12 protein-coding genes are annotated in these 15,665 nt (G+C 63.2%); 6 read left to right on the top strand and 6 right to left on the bottom strand.

Annotated features, from left to right (window positions below):
* Position 1: 1 nt before the first annotated feature.
* Positions 2–1,351: a cytochrome c peroxidase gene (locus OZ411_RS28515; RefSeq protein WP_282530632.1), complete on the bottom strand. Its 1,350-nt coding sequence runs from the start codon at positions 1,349–1,351 to the stop codon at positions 2–4.
* A 372-nt stretch (positions 1,352–1,723) separates the two neighbouring features.
* On the opposite strand from OZ411_RS28515, the gene OZ411_RS28510 reads away from it, so the two are divergent.
* Positions 1,724–3,517, top strand: coding sequence for an alkaline phosphatase family protein (locus OZ411_RS28510; RefSeq protein ID WP_282530631.1), 1,794 nt, complete (start codon positions 1,724–1,726; stop codon positions 3,515–3,517).
* A gap of 1,085 nt (positions 3,518–4,602) precedes the next feature.
* Here OZ411_RS28510 and OZ411_RS28505 read toward each other — a convergent pair.
* Positions 4,603–4,782 (bottom strand): hypothetical protein, encoded by a 180-nt coding sequence (locus tag OZ411_RS28505; protein ID WP_245476134.1) that lies wholly within the window; start codon positions 4,780–4,782, stop codon positions 4,603–4,605.
* A 283-nt stretch (positions 4,783–5,065) separates the two neighbouring features.
* Between OZ411_RS28505 and OZ411_RS28500 the strand changes: the two genes are divergently transcribed.
* The 5 genes from OZ411_RS28500 to OZ411_RS28480 all read left to right on the top strand — a co-directional run bounded on the left by OZ411_RS28500 (position 5,066) and on the right by OZ411_RS28480 (position 10,331).
* Complete coding sequence (locus OZ411_RS28500; protein WP_282530630.1) at positions 5,066–6,946, top strand: chemotaxis protein CheB; 1,881 nt, start codon at positions 5,066–5,068, stop codon at positions 6,944–6,946.
* A complete protein-coding gene (locus tag OZ411_RS28495) occupies positions 6,947–7,690 on the top strand; it encodes a Crp/Fnr family transcriptional regulator (protein ID WP_282530629.1) in 744 nt (247 codons plus the stop codon).
* Positions 7,691–8,044: 354 nt separating this feature from the next.
* Positions 8,045–8,539 carry a DUF892 family protein gene (locus tag OZ411_RS28490; RefSeq protein WP_282530628.1) on the top strand — a complete coding sequence of 165 codons (495 nt, stop codon included), beginning with the start codon at positions 8,045–8,047 and terminating at the stop codon, positions 8,537–8,539.
* 163 nt (positions 8,540–8,702) lie between these two features.
* Positions 8,703–9,989: a molybdopterin-dependent oxidoreductase gene (locus tag OZ411_RS28485; protein ID WP_282530627.1), complete on the top strand. Its 1,287-nt coding sequence runs from the start codon at positions 8,703–8,705 to the stop codon at positions 9,987–9,989.
* Positions 9,990–9,998: 9 nt separating this feature from the next.
* Positions 9,999–10,331 (top strand): cytochrome c, encoded by a 333-nt coding sequence (locus OZ411_RS28480; protein ID WP_282530626.1) that lies wholly within the window; start codon positions 9,999–10,001, stop codon positions 10,329–10,331.
* A gap of 51 nt (positions 10,332–10,382) precedes the next feature.
* Here OZ411_RS28480 and lon read toward each other — a convergent pair whose 3' ends face one another.
* The 4 genes from lon to OZ411_RS28460 all read right to left on the bottom strand — a co-directional run bounded on the left by lon (position 10,383) and on the right by OZ411_RS28460 (position 15,614).
* A complete protein-coding gene (gene lon / locus OZ411_RS28475; protein WP_282530646.1) occupies positions 10,383–12,755 on the bottom strand; it encodes an endopeptidase La in 2,373 nt (790 codons plus the stop codon).
* 9 nt (positions 12,756–12,764) lie between these two features.
* Entirely contained in the window at positions 12,765–13,169 is a 405-nt protein-coding gene (locus OZ411_RS28470) for an Hsp20/alpha crystallin family protein (protein WP_282530625.1), read from the bottom strand.
* A gap of 331 nt (positions 13,170–13,500) precedes the next feature.
* A complete protein-coding gene (locus OZ411_RS28465) occupies positions 13,501–14,364 on the bottom strand; it encodes an alpha/beta hydrolase (protein ID WP_282530624.1) in 864 nt (287 codons plus the stop codon).
* A gap of 161 nt (positions 14,365–14,525) precedes the next feature.
* On the bottom strand, positions 14,526–15,614 hold the full coding sequence (locus OZ411_RS28460; RefSeq protein WP_282530623.1) for a mandelate racemase/muconate lactonizing enzyme family protein: 1,089 nt from the start codon (positions 15,612–15,614) through the stop codon (positions 14,526–14,528).
* Positions 15,615–15,665 lie beyond the last annotated feature (51 nt).

The raw sequence follows: 15,665 nt of genomic DNA, 5'->3' as shown, positions 1-15,665 counted from the left end.
GCTACTGCGATTGCTTGGCTGTCGATTGCAGCATCCGTCCAAGCGCCGCATAGTGCGACTGGTGAATATTGGCATTGAACAGCGACCAGGGTTCGGCCTTTTTCAACGCGACCGGGACGTCAAAGGTCGCGAGCATCGAGAAAGTCTCGTATTCGGCCATGGCCTCGTCGAGATGGCCGGCAGCGACCGCAAGATCAATCCGGCGCAGATTGAGCACCAGGTCCTTGACGGCGGTGCGTGCCGCGAGCCGTTCTTCCTGACCCCCGACCGAAGCATACCTGATGTCCGGAATATGCTCGGTCAATTCACGCAGCTCGGCGCCTACGCCAGTGACCGCCAGCGAGACCACGGCTGTATCCGCGGCGGGAATGGCCAACTCGAGGACGCTCGCCAGTTCACGCACTTCCTTCATCCGGATCGCCACGCCGTCCTTGTCGAAGGGGCGGTCGCCGTCGCCGATCGCGGTCAGATAGGCGACGAGGTTCTGCGTGTCCTGCGATGAGAGACCGAGATCGAATATGCGGTCGAAATGTCCGACCACTTCTTCATAGGTGTCGTACCGGCCGTCGTGGAAGTAGGGCGCGTTGAAGTTGGCGTTGAGCAAGGTCGGTGTCTTCACCAGACCGCCTGAGCCCACGTCGTGGCGGGCCTGGTCGGTGAAGACGCCCGTTGGAACATGGCAGGTGGCGCAGTTGAGTTGGGGTTGGTGCGGAAACGGCTTGAAGAACAGTTGCTCGCCGTGGCGCTCGGCAGCACTCGCCTGTGCGGTAAGCATGCCGCCGGGCGCGAGCCTGGGATTGGGTAGAAAATCGATGTCGTTGATGTAGGCGACAAGGCCGTCCAGGACGGCATCGCTCGGTCGCGGCCCCTGAAACTCATTGACGATCACATTATATATGAAGTCACGCAGCGAGGTTATGCGGCCGTCATGCCCGTAAGGCGCCAGGAAGCGCGCGCCGCGCAGGCTGGGGATCCGGACCGGATCGAGAATGCTGTTGAATGCCTTTGGATTGAACATCAGGCTGGTGGTGTCGAAGGTGCCGGGGCGCGAGGAGGCACCGGGAACGAACAGTTTCGGATTCGATGTCCCGTTGACGTGACAGGTGCCGCAGCTCATTTCCGCCTGTCGCGCCTTGCCGCCCAGGATGGAAGGCGAGTTGAATGCGAGATCGCCAAGGTTGACCAAATAGGACTTGTGCCCGCCCATGGCCTCCGAGTGGAACAGTTCGCGCGGCTTCGCCAGCGCTTCCTCGGAAAACTCCGTCCCGCTCGGCAAGACCGTCTGATCACCGCCCAGCGGAAACGCCTCTATCTGCAGGGGGACGAGCACCGCAACTAGCGCGATCAGCACAATCAAAGCGCACGAAGTGATGCGATGCGTGGCAGTCGCACGATTTCGGGGCGAGCGGCACGCAAGAATGTCCTTGGTCATCACGACAAAGCCCCTGCAGCAATTTAGTTGGGCGGTCTGTGAACAGCAGATGTCGCACAGATGACAGTGTCCCTGCTCGCGAGACCGCAGCAGGATTGGATAGACAAAACTTGTCGTCGGTTTGATGACACTCAGATGGCAGAGCACACCTCGATATCCGTCTAAGAATGGCGCTGAGGTCTCAGCGTGTGCGCGACTCTCACATTGTCGGAAAACAGTCATCGGATCGAAATGTGCGGCAGTTAGCCTCACTTGCGTTTCATTCCATCTTTGCTCTTAGGGGAGAAAACCATGCGGCTTTGGGGAGCCATTCCCGCGCTCACATTGGCTGTTGGTGCGATCGCTGTCGCGCCGGTGGCTAAGGCAGAGAATCTCGTCGACAAGATCGTCGACCAGTTCAAGCACAACAACGGCGACGACTTCAGACATCATGATCATGACCATGATCATGGTCACCATGATCGGGACGATCTGCTGAAGGCATACAAGCATGTCGTAATCATCTATCAGGAAAATCACAGCTTCGATAACCTCTACGGCCACTGGGGCGACGTCGGCCGTGACAACATCAACGGCGTTTCCGACGCCGATCAGCCGCACACGCTGCAGGTCCGCCAGGACAGCAAGACGGTCTACACCTGCCTGTTGCAGAATGACGTCAACCTGACCTCGCCCTCGCCGTTGCCGACGAGCTGCACCGACAACGGAAGCTCGGTCGCGATCCTCAGCGCCTTCAAGAACAAGCCGTTCGAAATCAACGACTTCATTCCGACTTCGGCAACCACCTGCCCGAAGCCGATCGGCGCGTTCGCGGCTCACGGCTTCCTCAACGGCACCGGCTTGCCCGGCGGCTGCACGGAAGACATCGTGCATCGCTTCTACAGCGAGCAGTATCAGATCAATGGCGGCCGGCAGAACCGCTACATGACCGGCAGCGATGCTTCGGGTCTTGTGATGGGCTATTACGACACCAAGAAGCTGCCGATCTACCGCTATCTGCACGATCGCGGCGCGCCGAATTACGTGATTGCCGACAGCTTCTTCCAGGGCGCCTTCGGCGGTTCGTTCCTCAACCACCAGTTCCTGGTCGCGGCTGCCGCTCCGCAATTCGTCGGCGCATCCAACGACGGCAGCGCCACCGACCTGCACTCCATCGTCGATGCCAACGGCATGCCGACCAGCACGCCGCTTTACACCCCGCTCTCCACGGTGAAGGATGCGCAACTGACCGCCAAGTGCAGCCAAGCCGGTCTGCCGACCGGGCTCGCCTGCGGCGACTATGCCGTCAACACCACCCAGCCGTTCTATCAGCCTTATTCGCCCGGCACGGCGGATGCCCGGCGCCTGCCGCCGCTCAACACGCCCAACATCGGCGATCGGCTGTCGGCCAAGCGCGTCGACTGGGCCTGGTATTCGGGCGGCTGGTCGAACGCCAATGGTGACGTCGGCGCTTCGGGCTGGACCAACGGAAACGGCACCACCTGCACCGATCCGAACCATCTGCCCACGGCGGTTTTCCCCAACTGCGCCGACGTGGACTTCCAGTTCCACCACCAGGCGTTCAACTACTTCGCCAACTACGCGCCCGGCACGAAGGCCCGCAAGGATCATCTGAAGGATGAGGCGGAGTTCATCCAGGCGGCAAAGAACGGCAGGTTGAAGGACGTCAGCTTCATCAAGCCGATCGGCGAAGAGAACGAGCATCCTGGCTACGCCAGCGAGGCCGAGGGCAGCCAGCATCTGGTTGATCTGGTCAAGGCGATCACCGAGGGACCGGATGGCAAGGACACCCTCATCGTCATCACCTATGACGAGTTCGGTGGTCAGTGGGATCACGTCCCGCCGCCGCCCCACAATCGTCGCGGCGACGACGCGAAGGCTGCGGACCAGTGGGGACCCGGCATCCGTATCCCGGCGCTCCTGATCTCCAAGCGCTTCGAGAAGTCGGGCGTCGCTCACGAGGACTACGACACGACCTCGATCCTCAAACTGCTCGAGAAGCGCTTTGATCTCGATCCGGTCGTGACCCGGCCAGTGCGCAGCCTCTCAGTAGCGCTTAAGGCCGGCGATTCCGATCGGCACTGAAGACAGTCTGGAAGACGAGCTGGCCCGCATCTCCATCAGGTGCGGGCCAGTTGATTCAAGCTCTGTCGGCGCGATGGATTCTCTCACGCCTCGCGGCCCCGTAGGATGGGTTTCGCTGCGCTCTACCCATCCTACAACTGTCGTCCCCGCGAAGGCGGGGACCGATAACCACAGGGAGGTGTTGTGGCGCAAGCAAGCGGTTGCAGCTGAGCACATCACAAACGCCTGTGGTTATGGGTCCCGGGTCAAGCCCGGGACGACGGCGTCATTGCGAGCGGAGCGGAGCAATCCATTTTGCCGCTTGCGGAAGCATGGATTGCTTCGCTTTGCTCGCAATGACGGGGAGAGTTCTGATTCAAATATCAAACAGCTCTCCGCTGTCATCGTCCGCGAAGGCGGACGATCCAGTATTCCAGAGGCGCCGGAGCTTAAGTTGAGAGGCCGCGGAATACCGGATGTCCCGCCTTCGCGGGGCATGACGATGGAGTTGGAGAGAAGATATACGTCCGCATTCTCGCGGCACGTTACGCCCGAGCTTTGCGTCTCGTTTCACCCTCTCAATCAGCAGAGGGCGCAGGGAAAGCCGGGTGCCGGTTGCACCCATGGGTCCCGTGCAACAAAAAGCACGGGGTAGGACCACAGGTTCAACCGAAGCATTCCGGCTTTCCCTGCGCGATGGTGTTACGGCTTCCTTCGTGCTCTCCCCGGTGACCGGGCTTTCTTGCCACCGTCGTCTCTTGCGCAAACTTGTTCGCGCGAAAAACTTAGCGCCAGCGTCGGGGCGCCAGGACCACACGACTTCGCCGTCCGCTGATGTCACGCTCGTCTTTCGCAACAACTGCGTCCACCGCATCTCACCGCACGTTCGTGACGATCGCGAGCCGCCCCTCATTCGGGTGAGACGCGCGGAGTCATAGTCGTGATTTGCCCGACGGGTTAAGCGGTTTATTTTTCGCAGCAAAACTGGACGGGGCAAATCACGTTGGAATCGCTTGGATATTTCGCGCTGCCGCGCATGCAATATCGCCCTCTCATAGTAAGGAGCGCGTCTCCAGACGAATACCGTTCGCGAGCACGCCCGCCGCTCAGGCCGCCCAAGGTCTCTCCGACTGCAGCATCTTGAGTTCGGCAGCGACCTGCCGCAGTTCGTCGGCCAGACGGGTGTTGTGGATCCGGATTTCCCGTCTTGGCGAGAGGTCGGCAATCAGCGTGCTTTCCGCGGCTCTGCGCTCGAGCTGCTCAATCCGTTCGTCGAGTTCATTCATGATGCAACCCGCCCGATGCTCCGAGGCCAAGCAGCGTGGCAGCATTTTGGAACCGGCGCACTAACCTGCGCAACTCGGATGCGAATTGATCGCTGCGGGCCGATCTTCCTAGCTGGACGCGCCGGTATGGGCGTCCTCAATGCGTTATGGCGGGCTCGCGTTGGGCGGCGCCCTCACGCGTTATTTCGCCGTAGTCACCGTTGGGATAGCGTCAAGCTCCGCTATGTGCATGGTTTTGCCACGCCAAATCAGGCCCTGACAGAACAGCGAGAGCCGCCGCCCCATGAGTGAAGTCGGATCGGGATCAGCGGAGGGTGGACGTCGGGCCAAGGCGCCGTTGATCATCGGCGTCGGCGCATCCGCCAGCGCGATGGACAGTATCGAGCGGTTCTTCTCGAAGCTGACGCTCAATTCCGACCAGACCATCGTGTTGGTGTTGCAGCACCGCGAGGCGTTCGACGACGGACGGCTGCGAGAGGTGCTGCAGCGACCGGAAGGCAGCCGGCTCTCCGAGATCCAGGACGGCGCCATGATCGAAGGTGGCACGATCTATCTTTGCCCCGTCGACAGGATCGCCACGATCCAGGGCGGTCGTCTTGCGATCCGCGGGGCCGCGCGGGCGCCGGGCGAACGCGCCGCGATCGACAGCTTCCTGGTATCGCTCGCGGAGGAGCGCGCCGAGGAGGCGATCGGGGTCGTCCTTGCCGGGACTGGCGGCGACGGGACGCTGGGCGTTAAGACCCTGAAGGACCATGGCGGGCTGGCCATCGCCGAACGGGTCGCTGGCGATCATGCCGATCAACGCGCCGACAGCAATCATGCGGCCGCGATCGCCGATTACGTGCTGCCGCCCGATCAGATCCCCAAGCACATCCAGATCTATGCCCGCCATCTGCGGCGGCTGGAGGAGAGGCAGGGGTTTGAAGTGCCCCCGGCCCGCGTCGCCGACAACAAGGAGAATAATCCCAATGCGCTGGTCAGGCCCGAGCACGTCGAGCGGCTGGAAAGCGAATTGCTGACGACGCGCGAGCGGCTGCAGGCCACCATTGAGGAGCTCGAAAGCACCAACGAGGCGCTGAAATCCTCCAACGAGGAATATCAGGCGCTGAACGAGGAGCTGCAGTCGGTCAACGAGGAGCTGGCAACCGTCAATGGCGAGCTGGCGCACCGGGTCAAGGAGCTGGCGCGCGCCACCAGCGACCTGAAGAACTTCTTTGAAGGCACGCAGATCGCGACCGTATTCCTGGACAATGACCTCAAGGTGATGAATTTCACGCCCGCGATCACCCAGGTGCTGCATCTGGTCGAAACCGACGTCGGCCGGCCGATCGCGCAGATCAAGGCGCGCATTCCGATCGAGGAGCTCTATGACGACGTTCGCCGCGTGCTGCGTACGCTCGCCAGCGCCGAGCGCGAACTAAGTGCGCCCGACAGCGGCACGCGCTACGTCGTCCGCATCCTGCCGTACCGGAGTATCGGCAATTTCATTGCCGGCGTGGTCATCACCTTCATCGACGTCACCGCGATCACGCGCGCGGAGGAGCGGCAGCGGCTGCTGCTCGCTGAGCTTCAGCACCGCGTCCGCAACACGCTCGGCGTCATCCGCTCGATCGCGCGCCGCTCCGCCGAAACCAGCTCGAGCGTCGACGAATATGCCGCCCATCTCGACGGCCGCCTGAACGCATTCGCGCGGACCCAGGCGCTGGTGATCCGCGACCCCGAAGGCGGCGTCGATCTCGAATACCTCGTCATCGAGGAGTTGCTCGGCTATAATGCCCGCGAAGGCGAGCAATTGCGCGTCTCCGGCCCGCAAGTGCGTTTCCAGTCAAAGGCCGCGGAAACTTTCGCGCTTGCCCTCCATGAACTTGCGACCAATGCGCTGAAATACGGTGCGCTGAGCCAGCCTTCAGGGCGCATCGAGATAAGCTGGCGGATCGACGAGGCGGTCAATCCGCCACGGCTGGTTTTCGACTGGCGCGAGCGGAACGGCCCGTCCGTCGCGCCGCCGCCGCGCAAGGGTTTTGGCACCGAACTGCTGGAGCGGACGCTGGCGTTCGAGTTCAAGGGACAGACCATGATGATGTTCAATGCTGGCGGCCTTCACTGCACCATCATCATTCCCTTGAGCCGGCGAACCATCCACACGCCGGTACTGGACAGCTAGATGCATCCCCCACCCGTCGAGGGAATTCTGGCGCAGCCGGTGATCCGGCGACTGAATGCGCTGCGGCCCTTGTCGGACGAGGGGGTCGCTGCGCTGGAACGGGCGATACGCGAGGGCATGCAGCATGTCGGCGCGGGCGAGGACCTGATCTGCGAGGGCGATGCGGTCCACGGCGTGCGGATCATCCTGTCGGGCTGGCTGTGCCGCTACAAGACGCTGGAGGACGGCAGGCGCCAGATCGTCAATTTCATCCTGCCGGGCGAGATCTGCGACGCCTACACCTATCTGCTACCGGTCATGGATCATTCCATCGCGAGCCTGACGCCGGTGGTCTATGCCGAGGTCAAACGCGCGCAGTTCGAGGCGCTGGTCGCGGACGACCGCTCGGTCGCGGAGGCGTTCTGGTGCGAGACGCTGGTGAGCAGCGCGATCCAGCGCGAATGGGCGATCAATCTCGGCCGTCGGCTGGCGCTCGAGCGCGTAGCGCATCTGCTATGCGAGATCTATGAACGGTTGCGGCCGGTCGGCCTGATCGACGGCAATTCCTGCGCCTTTCCGGTGACCCAGATGGATCTGGCCGACGCGACCGGCCTCTCGGTGGTCCATCTCAACCGCACGCTGCAGGACTTGCGCAGCTCCGGCCTGATCCTGCTGCGCGAACGGACGCTGACGATCACCGACCTGGATGCGCTCAAGAGCACGGCGCTGTTCTCGCCGAACTATCTTTATCTCTATCGGGCGTGAGCCGCGCCGGCATGCCATTTTAGGAACCGGGAACTGGTTCCCTTCGTTGAATGGTCAGCTTGAGTATGATCCGATCAGGCTGAATCTTCACCTCTCCCGCTTGCGGGAGAGGCGAAGGCCGCCTTCGGCGGCCGTCCTTAGAGAACGCCGAAGCGGAGCCTCGGCTATGGCGTTGCGCCGGGTGAGGGCTCTCTCCACTCGGGGAGTCCCAATGCAGAGGCACCCCACCCCAGCCCTCCTCCGCAAGCGGAGAGGGAGCGCAGCTTCGCCGGGGCTACCTTCAACCCGATCGGCGATTGCACTTGAGGGCCGCGGCGGCCGGCTGGCCGGCGGTCCGTTCGAAAGGACACCACCATGGAGATCACGACATTCAAGGACATGTACCTTGCCGAATTGCAGGAACTTGTCAGCGTCGAGCAGCAGCTTGGCGAGGCGTTGCTGCTTATGGCCAAAGCGGCCTCGCATCCTTCGCTAAGGGCTGCGTTGGAGCGGCATCAGCGGGAAACCATCATGCAGGAGGAGCGGCTGCGGTCGATCCTGCAGAAGCACGACGCCGCCGCAGAGCAACATACGGATCAGGCCATGCAGGCGCTGATCCATGAGACCGAGAAGATGTGCGTAATCCTGAAGGACGACTACCTTCGCGACGCGGGCCTGATCGCCTCCGCACAGAAGCTCGAGCATTACGAGATCGCAGCCTATGGAAGCGTGGCCGCGCTTGCGGGCCAGCTCAGCCTTCGTGAGGACCAGCGGCTGCTGCACGGCGCGCTCGATGAAGAAAAGCGGGCGGACGAATTGCTGACGACGCTTGCCAAGGGTGAAATCAACCAGGACGCGCTGGCGGCCTGATCGGCCGCGTGTGGTACGATGTTGCGCGATTCGCCGCCTCGGTAGCAGGCAAATTCGAAATACCCAGATGTCCCGTCGACACTAGGCTGGGTATGCTATTGTTCGGATTTGCAATGGGCGGTGCCGATGGGCTCGGTGCCGCTTGCCCAAGGAGGAAGCTCCGATGCGCAACGACAAGGAAGATGCGCTCAGCCATTCGCTGCGAAACCTGCATCCCGCTCGCTCCGCCCCCACTGAACGTCCGTCGCGCCGTACTGTGCTCCGGAACATTGGAATTGCCGGTCTGTCGCTTGCCGTATCGCCGGCCTTCGCCGAAGAAATGGTCAAATTGCCGTTTGCGAGCGGGCCGCGGGAACGGCCGATCACGCATGCTTTTCCGCAAAAAGGCGACATAATTCTGCAGCGGGTGCGGCCGGCGCTGCTCGAAACGCCGATGGAAGTGTTCGACCGCGGCGTCTTCACGCCGAACGATCAGTTCTACGTGCGCTGGCACTGGGCCGAGATCCCGAATTCGGTCGACGTGAACGCCTTCAGGCTTGCGGTGCGCGGGCATGTCGATCGGACGCTGTCGCTGTCGATATCGGACATCCTGCGCGACCTGCCGCGGGTGGAGCTTGCCGCGGTCAATCAATGCTCCGGCAATTCGCGCGGCTTCTTCTCGCCGCGCGTGCCCGGCGCGCAATGGGCGAATGGCGCGATGGGCAACGCCAAATGGGCCGGCGTACGGCTGAAGGACGTGCTGGATCGCGCCGGCGTCAAGGCCGGCGCCGTTCAGGTCCGCTTCAAGGGATTGGACGAGCCTGTCGTCCTGGACGCTCCGACCTTCCGGAAGTCGCTTGCGATCGATCATGCCCGCGATGGTGAAGTGATGATCGCCTACGCCATGAATGGCGAGCAACTGCCGCTGCTCAACGGTTTTCCGCTGCGCCTGATCGTGCCGGGGTGGTACTCGACCTACTGGATCAAGATGCTCAGCGACATCGAAGTGCTCGACAAGCCTGACGATAATTACTGGATGGCTGTAGCATATACGATTCCCGATACGCCGCATGCCAGCATCGTGCCGGGACAGAGCGGCGTGAAGATGGTGCCGATCAACCGCATGGTGCCGCGCTCGTTCTTCACCAATATCACTGATGGCGCGTCCTACACCGCGGGCACGCGCGTGCCCGCTCGCGGCATCGCCTTTGGCGGCGACACCGGCGTCGCCAAGGTCGAGTTTTCCAGCGATGGCGGCAAGTCATGGCAGCCGGCCAAGCTTGGCGATGATTTCGGCAAGTACGGCTTTCGCCAGTGGCAGACGGACTTTGCGCTTGCCGACAAAGGCGATCACGCGCTGATGGTCCGCTGCACCAATTCCGCAGGCGAGGTCCAGCCGGACATGCCGAACTGGAATGGCAGCGGTTTCATGCGCAACGTCATCGAAACCGTGCAGGTCAAGGCATTCTAGGAGCTGATCATGCTGAAATATCTGGCTGCGATCGGCTGCTTCGGAAGTGCGCTGCTCTCCTCGACGCCGGCCTGGGTTCAGGATCTGCCGACGATCAAATCGACGACGGTGGAGCTGCCGGCAGGCGATGCCTTGTTCCCCGGCGGCTCCAGCGCCGCGGCGATCAACAACAATTGCCTCGCCTGCCATTCGACCGACATGGTGCTGAACCAGCCGCCGCTGCCCAAGGCGACATGGGAAGCCGAGGTGAACAAGATGATCAACACTTACAAGGCGCCGATCGATGAGGCCGACGTGCCCGCGATCGTCAGCTATCTCGTGCAGACCAAGGGCAAGGATTGAGGGGCACGCGAAGAGCCGCGTGCCCGGTGCATTTTCCATTGCGTTGGCCGGCTATTTCGCCGGCTCCAACACTTGCGCGATCGCATCGTCGACGCGCTCCAGCCAGATGAACTCCAGCTTGTCGCGCGCGCCTTGCGGAATGTCGTCGAAGTCGCGCCGGTTGCGCGCCGGCAGCATCACCCGGGTCAGGCCGGCGGCCGCGGCCGCGACGACTTTCTCCTTGATGCCGCCGACCGGCAGCACCAGGCCGCGCAGCGATATCTCGCCGGTCATCGCGGTGTCGTGCCTGACCGTGCGATTGGTGAGCAGCGAGGACAGCGCGGTGAACATCGCGACGCCGGCGCTCGGACCATCTTTCGGCGTGGCGCCCGCGGGCACGTGGACATGGATATCGCTCTTCTCGAACAGCGACGGATCGATCCCGAGCTGCGCGGCGCGGCTTTTCACCAGTGTCAACGCCGCCTGCACGCTTTCGCGCATGACCTCGCCGAGCTGGCCGGTGAGGATCAGGCCGCCCCTGCCGGGCACGCGTGTTGCTTCGATGAAGAGAATGTCGCCGCCGACCGGTGTCCAGGCAAGCCCGGTCGCAACGCCGGGCACGCTGGTGCGCAGCGCGATCTCGCCTTCGAAGCGCGGCTGGCCGAGCACGGTCGTGAGATCCCGAGCGCCGAGCGTCACCTTGGCTGAGCTGCCCTCCGCGATCTGCACCGCGGCATGGCGCAGCGCCTTGCCGATTTCGCGTTCGAGCGAACGGACGCCGGCTTCCCGCGTGTAGCCGTTGATGATCGAGCGCAGCGCTTCGTCCTCGATTGTCGCCTGCTCTGGTTTGAGACCGTTGGCCTCGAGCTGGCGGCGCACCAGGTAGCGCCGCGCGATCTCGAGCTTTTCATCCTCGGTGTAACCGGGCAGGCTGATGATCTCCATCCGGTCCAGCAGCGGTCCCGGAACCGTATCGAGCATGTTCGCGGTCGCGATGAAGGCGACGCGTGAAAGATCGAAGGGCACGCCGAGATAGTTGTCGCGGAAGGTCGAATTCTGCTCGGGATCGAGCACCTCGAGCATCGCCGCCGACGGGTCGCCCTGGATGCCGCGTCCCATCTTGTCGATCTCGTCGAGCATCATGACGCAGGCGCGGGAGCCGGCCTTCTTGATGCCCTGGATGATGTTGCCGGGCAGCGCGCCGATATAGGTGCGGCGGTGTCCGCGGATCTCGGCTTCGTCGTGGACGCCGCCGAGGCTGACGCGCACGAACGGCCGGTCCATGGCGCGGGCGATCGACTGTCCGAGCGAGGTCTTGCCGACGCCGGGCGGTCCGACGAAGCAGAGGATCGGCGCCTTGCCATGCGGCGCCAGTTTGCGGACCGCGAGATACTCGATGATCCGCGCCTTGATCTTTTCCAGCCCGAAATGATCCTCGTCGAGGATGCGACGGGCCTCGCGGATATCGATCGGCTTTTCGTCCGGCGCCCAGGGCAAATCGATCAGCCAGTCGAGATAGCTGCGGACCATGCCGCCTTCGGCGGCGGCTTCCGGCATCCGCTCGTAGCGCCGCAGCTCCTTGCGTGCCTGGCCTTCGGCTTCGGACGGCATCTTCGCCTTGTCGATGGCCGCGCTCAATTCCGCGACTTCCTGCGCCTTGCCTTCGCCTTCGCCGAGCTGGCGCTGGATGGTGGCCATCTGCTCGCGGAGCAGCACTTCGCGCTGGCGCTCGTCGAGGGCAGCCTTGGTCTTCTGGCCGATCTCGTTGCTCAGCCGCAGCACTTCGAGCCGCTCGGCGAGATAGCGCGAAACCTTGTCCATCCTGGCGGCGAGGTCGATGGTCTCGAGGATCTCCTGCTTCTCCTGCGGCTTGATGTCCATATAGGACGCCGTGAGATCGGCGAGTGCGCCGGGAGATGTCGTTGCCTGGAAAGCGCCGACCAGCTCGGGCGGCGCCTGCGGCAGGAGCTGGACCGCCTCGACGGCCTGTCTCTGCAGATTCATAAAGCGCGCCTCGATCTCGGGCGACGTCGTCGTCGGCTCCGGAATGTGAAGCACACGCGCCGCGGGGAATGGCGTGCCAGGCAGGAAATCAAGGATGCGGGCGCGCTGCACGCCCTGGCAGACGATGTGATGGGTTCCGTCGGGCGCGGTGATGTACCTGACGATATTGGCGATCGTGCAGACGCGGTGCAGGTCGTCCGGCGTGGGATCATCGATGTCGGCGTTTCGCTGCAGCAGGATTCCAATCGGCCGCTGTTCGCGCAGTGCCTGTTGCGCGGCGGCGATCGACTTCGCGCGGGCGATGGCGACCGGAGCGATCACGGCCGGAAACAATACAATGTTGCGGACCGCGACGATGATCAGCGCATCCGAGGGGATCGCGACCGATTCCACTTTCGCACCGGCGGTGGCCGAACCGGGATTTTGACTATCAGGCGACATCATGAATTCTCACACGGATTTCGACAGGCGCAACACGACGCATCCATTCGAGGCGGTCCGGCTCACGGCGTAGCGTCCGGCCGGCAACGCAATGCGGCGCTCGAACCCGCCTTGCGGCAGCTCGAGCCGGTGGATCAGCGCATCGCGGAGCTCCGCGGGCAATATCCGGTGCCCTTTGATGATCAGCACGCCGTTCTCGATGATCGCCACCACCTGATCGGGATCGACGCCGGGCAGCGCCACGAAGATCAACAGCTCCCGATCGGTCTCCAGCACGTCGATCGGAGGCTCCCAACTGGGTTCGCGCGGACCGGCCGGCTGCAGGCTGAACAATTTTCGATGCAGCCGTTCGGCGCGCGCGAGCGATTCGATCGCTTCAGACAACATCCAGTTGACCGGATCTTTTGTCGGCATTTGTCGTTCCGCCTCCAGTAGAATTTGCAAGGCCGTTGCGTGCCTCAAACCTACTCCGAAAGCGCACGGCTTGCACAGGCACAATGGCAGCCGATCGCCCTTGACAGACGATCTGCTGGAACCGGTGTGGGCCTGCTCTCAACAGCACTCTCGCCGTCGTCCCGGCCTTGAGCCGGGACCCATAACCACAAGCGTTTGTTGTGGGGCGAGCAAGCGGCCTTAGCTTTGCGCACCATGCCTGCCTGTGGTTATAGGTCCCGGGTCAAGCCCGGGACGACATGGGGAAAGCTGTGGTTCAATCGTCAAACAGTGGCGGGGATGATGGCCCAAATCACGCCGACATCATCGCCAGAATTTCGTCGGCAACGTGATCCGGCAGTTCCTCGTGGACGGCGAGCTTGCCCTTTGGCAGTTGCTTGACCTGGACGTTCGGGAGCCCGGTGAGGGCCTCGATCTCCGCGCGCGATTTCGGCGGCGTCTCGGCGCCGTAGATGACAAGGATCGGAATATCCGCGCGACGCACGAGATCGAGGAACGCCGCGCGATTGTCGACGCGGTCGAGGGCGCCGGTGACGAAACGCACCGAACCGTGGCGGGCGCCTTCCGCTCGCGTGACGGCAAGCTTCGCGGCGAGGCGATCGCCGGTGAGCCAATCGGGATTGCTGTACACATGCCCGCGCGCCATCTTCGAGATCACGAAGCGGCTGACATTCAGCCGGTAGAGCGGCGGGCCGATCAGAGGCTGATCGATCGCCGCGCGAATGCGGGAGAACCAGGGGCGCTCACCACCCATCATGGTCGGCAATGGCCCGCGCCAGGTCGGCGCGATCAATACGAGACGTTCGATCGTGCCGCGATGGTTGGCCGCCTGGTGCAGCGCGTAGGTTGCCGCATGCCCGGCTGCGACGATCGTGTGAGGCGGTGAGGTGATCTCGGTCAGGAACCAGTCGAGAAATGCAGAGAGCATATCCGGCGACCAGTTTGCGGATGGCCGTGCCAGGTCGCCAAAGCCGGGCCAGTCGACGGCTGTGACATGGAAACGGAAAGCGAGCCGATCAAGCAGAGGGCGCATCTCTTGGCGTGTCGAGATCGAGCTCAGGGCCGGCAGAAGGACGACGGAGGCACCGTGGCCGGCCTCATCGAGACCGAGCGTGACTTCATCACTTCCGTACTGCCATTGGATCGTTCGCGTCATGCCACTTCCTTGCCGTCCACGCTGTCCGGATGGTCTCGGTCCGTTATCACGATAGCGACGGTGGGGGCTCTCTCCCCACTGACAATCCCATCGTGGAGATACCCTCACCCGGGCCCTTTCCCGCAAGCGGGAGAGGGAGCGCGGCGTCCAGCGCGGCCAGCTCATGCTGCCAGTCGTTCCAGTCCCTTCCAGTCGAAATTGACGCCGTGGCCGGCACGGGTCGGCGCCAGCGCCATGCCATCTTCGAGCACGAGCGGATGCTCGATATAGCGATCGAGGCCAAAGCCGTGCGCCTCGAGATAGGAACGGTTCGGGCAGGCCGCGAGCAGGTGCACCGTGATGTCGTGCGCGCCGTGACTGGTGACGGGAAGATTGAAGGCTTCGGCAAGCCGCGCAATCTTCATGAAGGAGGTCACGCCGCCGCAATTGGTGACATCAGGCTCCGGATAGGAGACCGCCCCATTGGCGATATAGTTCTTGAACTCCCAGAGCGTGCGCAAGTTTTCTCCCGCCGCGATCGGCACGCCGCCTGCGGCGAGGATCCGGGCGTGGCCGGCGACGTCGTCGGGAATGATCGGCTCTTCGAGCCAGGTGAGATCAAAGGGCTGCAGCGCCCGCGCGGCGCGGATGGCTTCCTCCACCGTCCATTTCATGTTGGCGTCGGCCATCAACGGAAAGCCGTCGCCGAGATGCTTGCGCATCGCCTGCACGCGCGCGACGTCGGCGCCGAGATCGGGCCGGCCGACCTTCATTTTGATGGCGCGAAAGCCCTTGCCCAGATTGTCGTCGGTCTGCTTCAGCAGGGCCTCGACTGACAGATCGAGGTCGATGCCGCCGGCATAGCAGGGGACGCGCTGATCGAACCCGCCGAGCAGCCGCCAGAGCGGCAGCGCGGCGCGCCGCGCCTTCAAGTCCCAAAGGGCGATGTCCAGCGCCGAGAGCGCAAGCACGGTGGGGCCACCGCGCCCGCCATAATGCAGGCGCCACCAGACGTGGTGCCACAGCGCTTCGGTATCGTCGGCCTCGCGGCCCTCGATCAATTCGGGAACCTCACGGCGGAGGATGTCGGCGATGGCGCCGCCATTGCGGCCGACCGTGTAAGTGTAGCCTATGCCCTCCGCGCCGTCGGAATCGCGTGCGCGAACCGTGATAAGCTCGAACGCGTTGATTTCGCCGTGCGTGCTGTCGGACAGCGTGACCGACAGCGGAATCCGGTAGAGCCCGGTCTCGATAGTCTTGATCCGTGCCATTGCGTTTCCACCTGTTTTTTCGGGCAGGTTAGGACGGGGGCGGCGCATGGA

The sequence above is a fragment of the Bradyrhizobium sp. Arg237L genome, assembly GCF_029990105.1.
Lineage (GTDB): Bacteria > Pseudomonadota > Alphaproteobacteria > Rhizobiales > Xanthobacteraceae > Bradyrhizobium.
The sequence above is the reverse complement of the archived record's forward strand: the minus strand, read 5'-3'. Positions and strand labels throughout refer to the sequence as shown.

Excerpts from the sequence above, each read along its gene's own strand:
- OZ411_RS28465 (WP_282530624.1), bottom strand. The coding sequence starts at position 14,364 with ATGACGCGAACGATCCAATGGCAGTACGGAAGTGATGAAGTCACGCTC.
- OZ411_RS28495 (WP_282530629.1), top strand. The coding sequence starts at position 6,947 with ATGCATCCCCCACCCGTCGAGGGAATTCTGGCGCAGCCGGTGATCCGG.
- OZ411_RS28505 (WP_245476134.1), bottom strand. The coding sequence starts at position 4,782 with ATGAATGAACTCGACGAACGGATTGAGCAGCTCGAGCGCAGAGCCGCG.
- OZ411_RS28480 (WP_282530626.1), top strand. The coding sequence starts at position 9,999 with ATGCTGAAATATCTGGCTGCGATCGGCTGCTTCGGAAGTGCGCTGCTC.
- OZ411_RS28470 (WP_282530625.1), bottom strand. The coding sequence starts at position 13,169 with ATGCCGACAAAAGATCCGGTCAACTGGATGTTGTCTGAAGCGATCGAA.
- OZ411_RS28510 (WP_282530631.1), top strand. The coding sequence starts at position 1,724 with ATGCGGCTTTGGGGAGCCATTCCCGCGCTCACATTGGCTGTTGGTGCG.
- lon (WP_282530646.1), bottom strand. The coding sequence starts at position 12,755 with ATGTCGCCTGATAGTCAAAATCCCGGTTCGGCCACCGCCGGTGCGAAA.
- OZ411_RS28485 (WP_282530627.1), top strand. The coding sequence starts at position 8,703 with ATGCGCAACGACAAGGAAGATGCGCTCAGCCATTCGCTGCGAAACCTG.
- OZ411_RS28490 (WP_282530628.1), top strand. The coding sequence starts at position 8,045 with ATGGAGATCACGACATTCAAGGACATGTACCTTGCCGAATTGCAGGAA.
- OZ411_RS28460 (WP_282530623.1), bottom strand. The coding sequence starts at position 15,614 with ATGGCACGGATCAAGACTATCGAGACCGGGCTCTACCGGATTCCGCTG.
- OZ411_RS28500 (WP_282530630.1), top strand. The coding sequence starts at position 5,066 with ATGAGTGAAGTCGGATCGGGATCAGCGGAGGGTGGACGTCGGGCCAAG.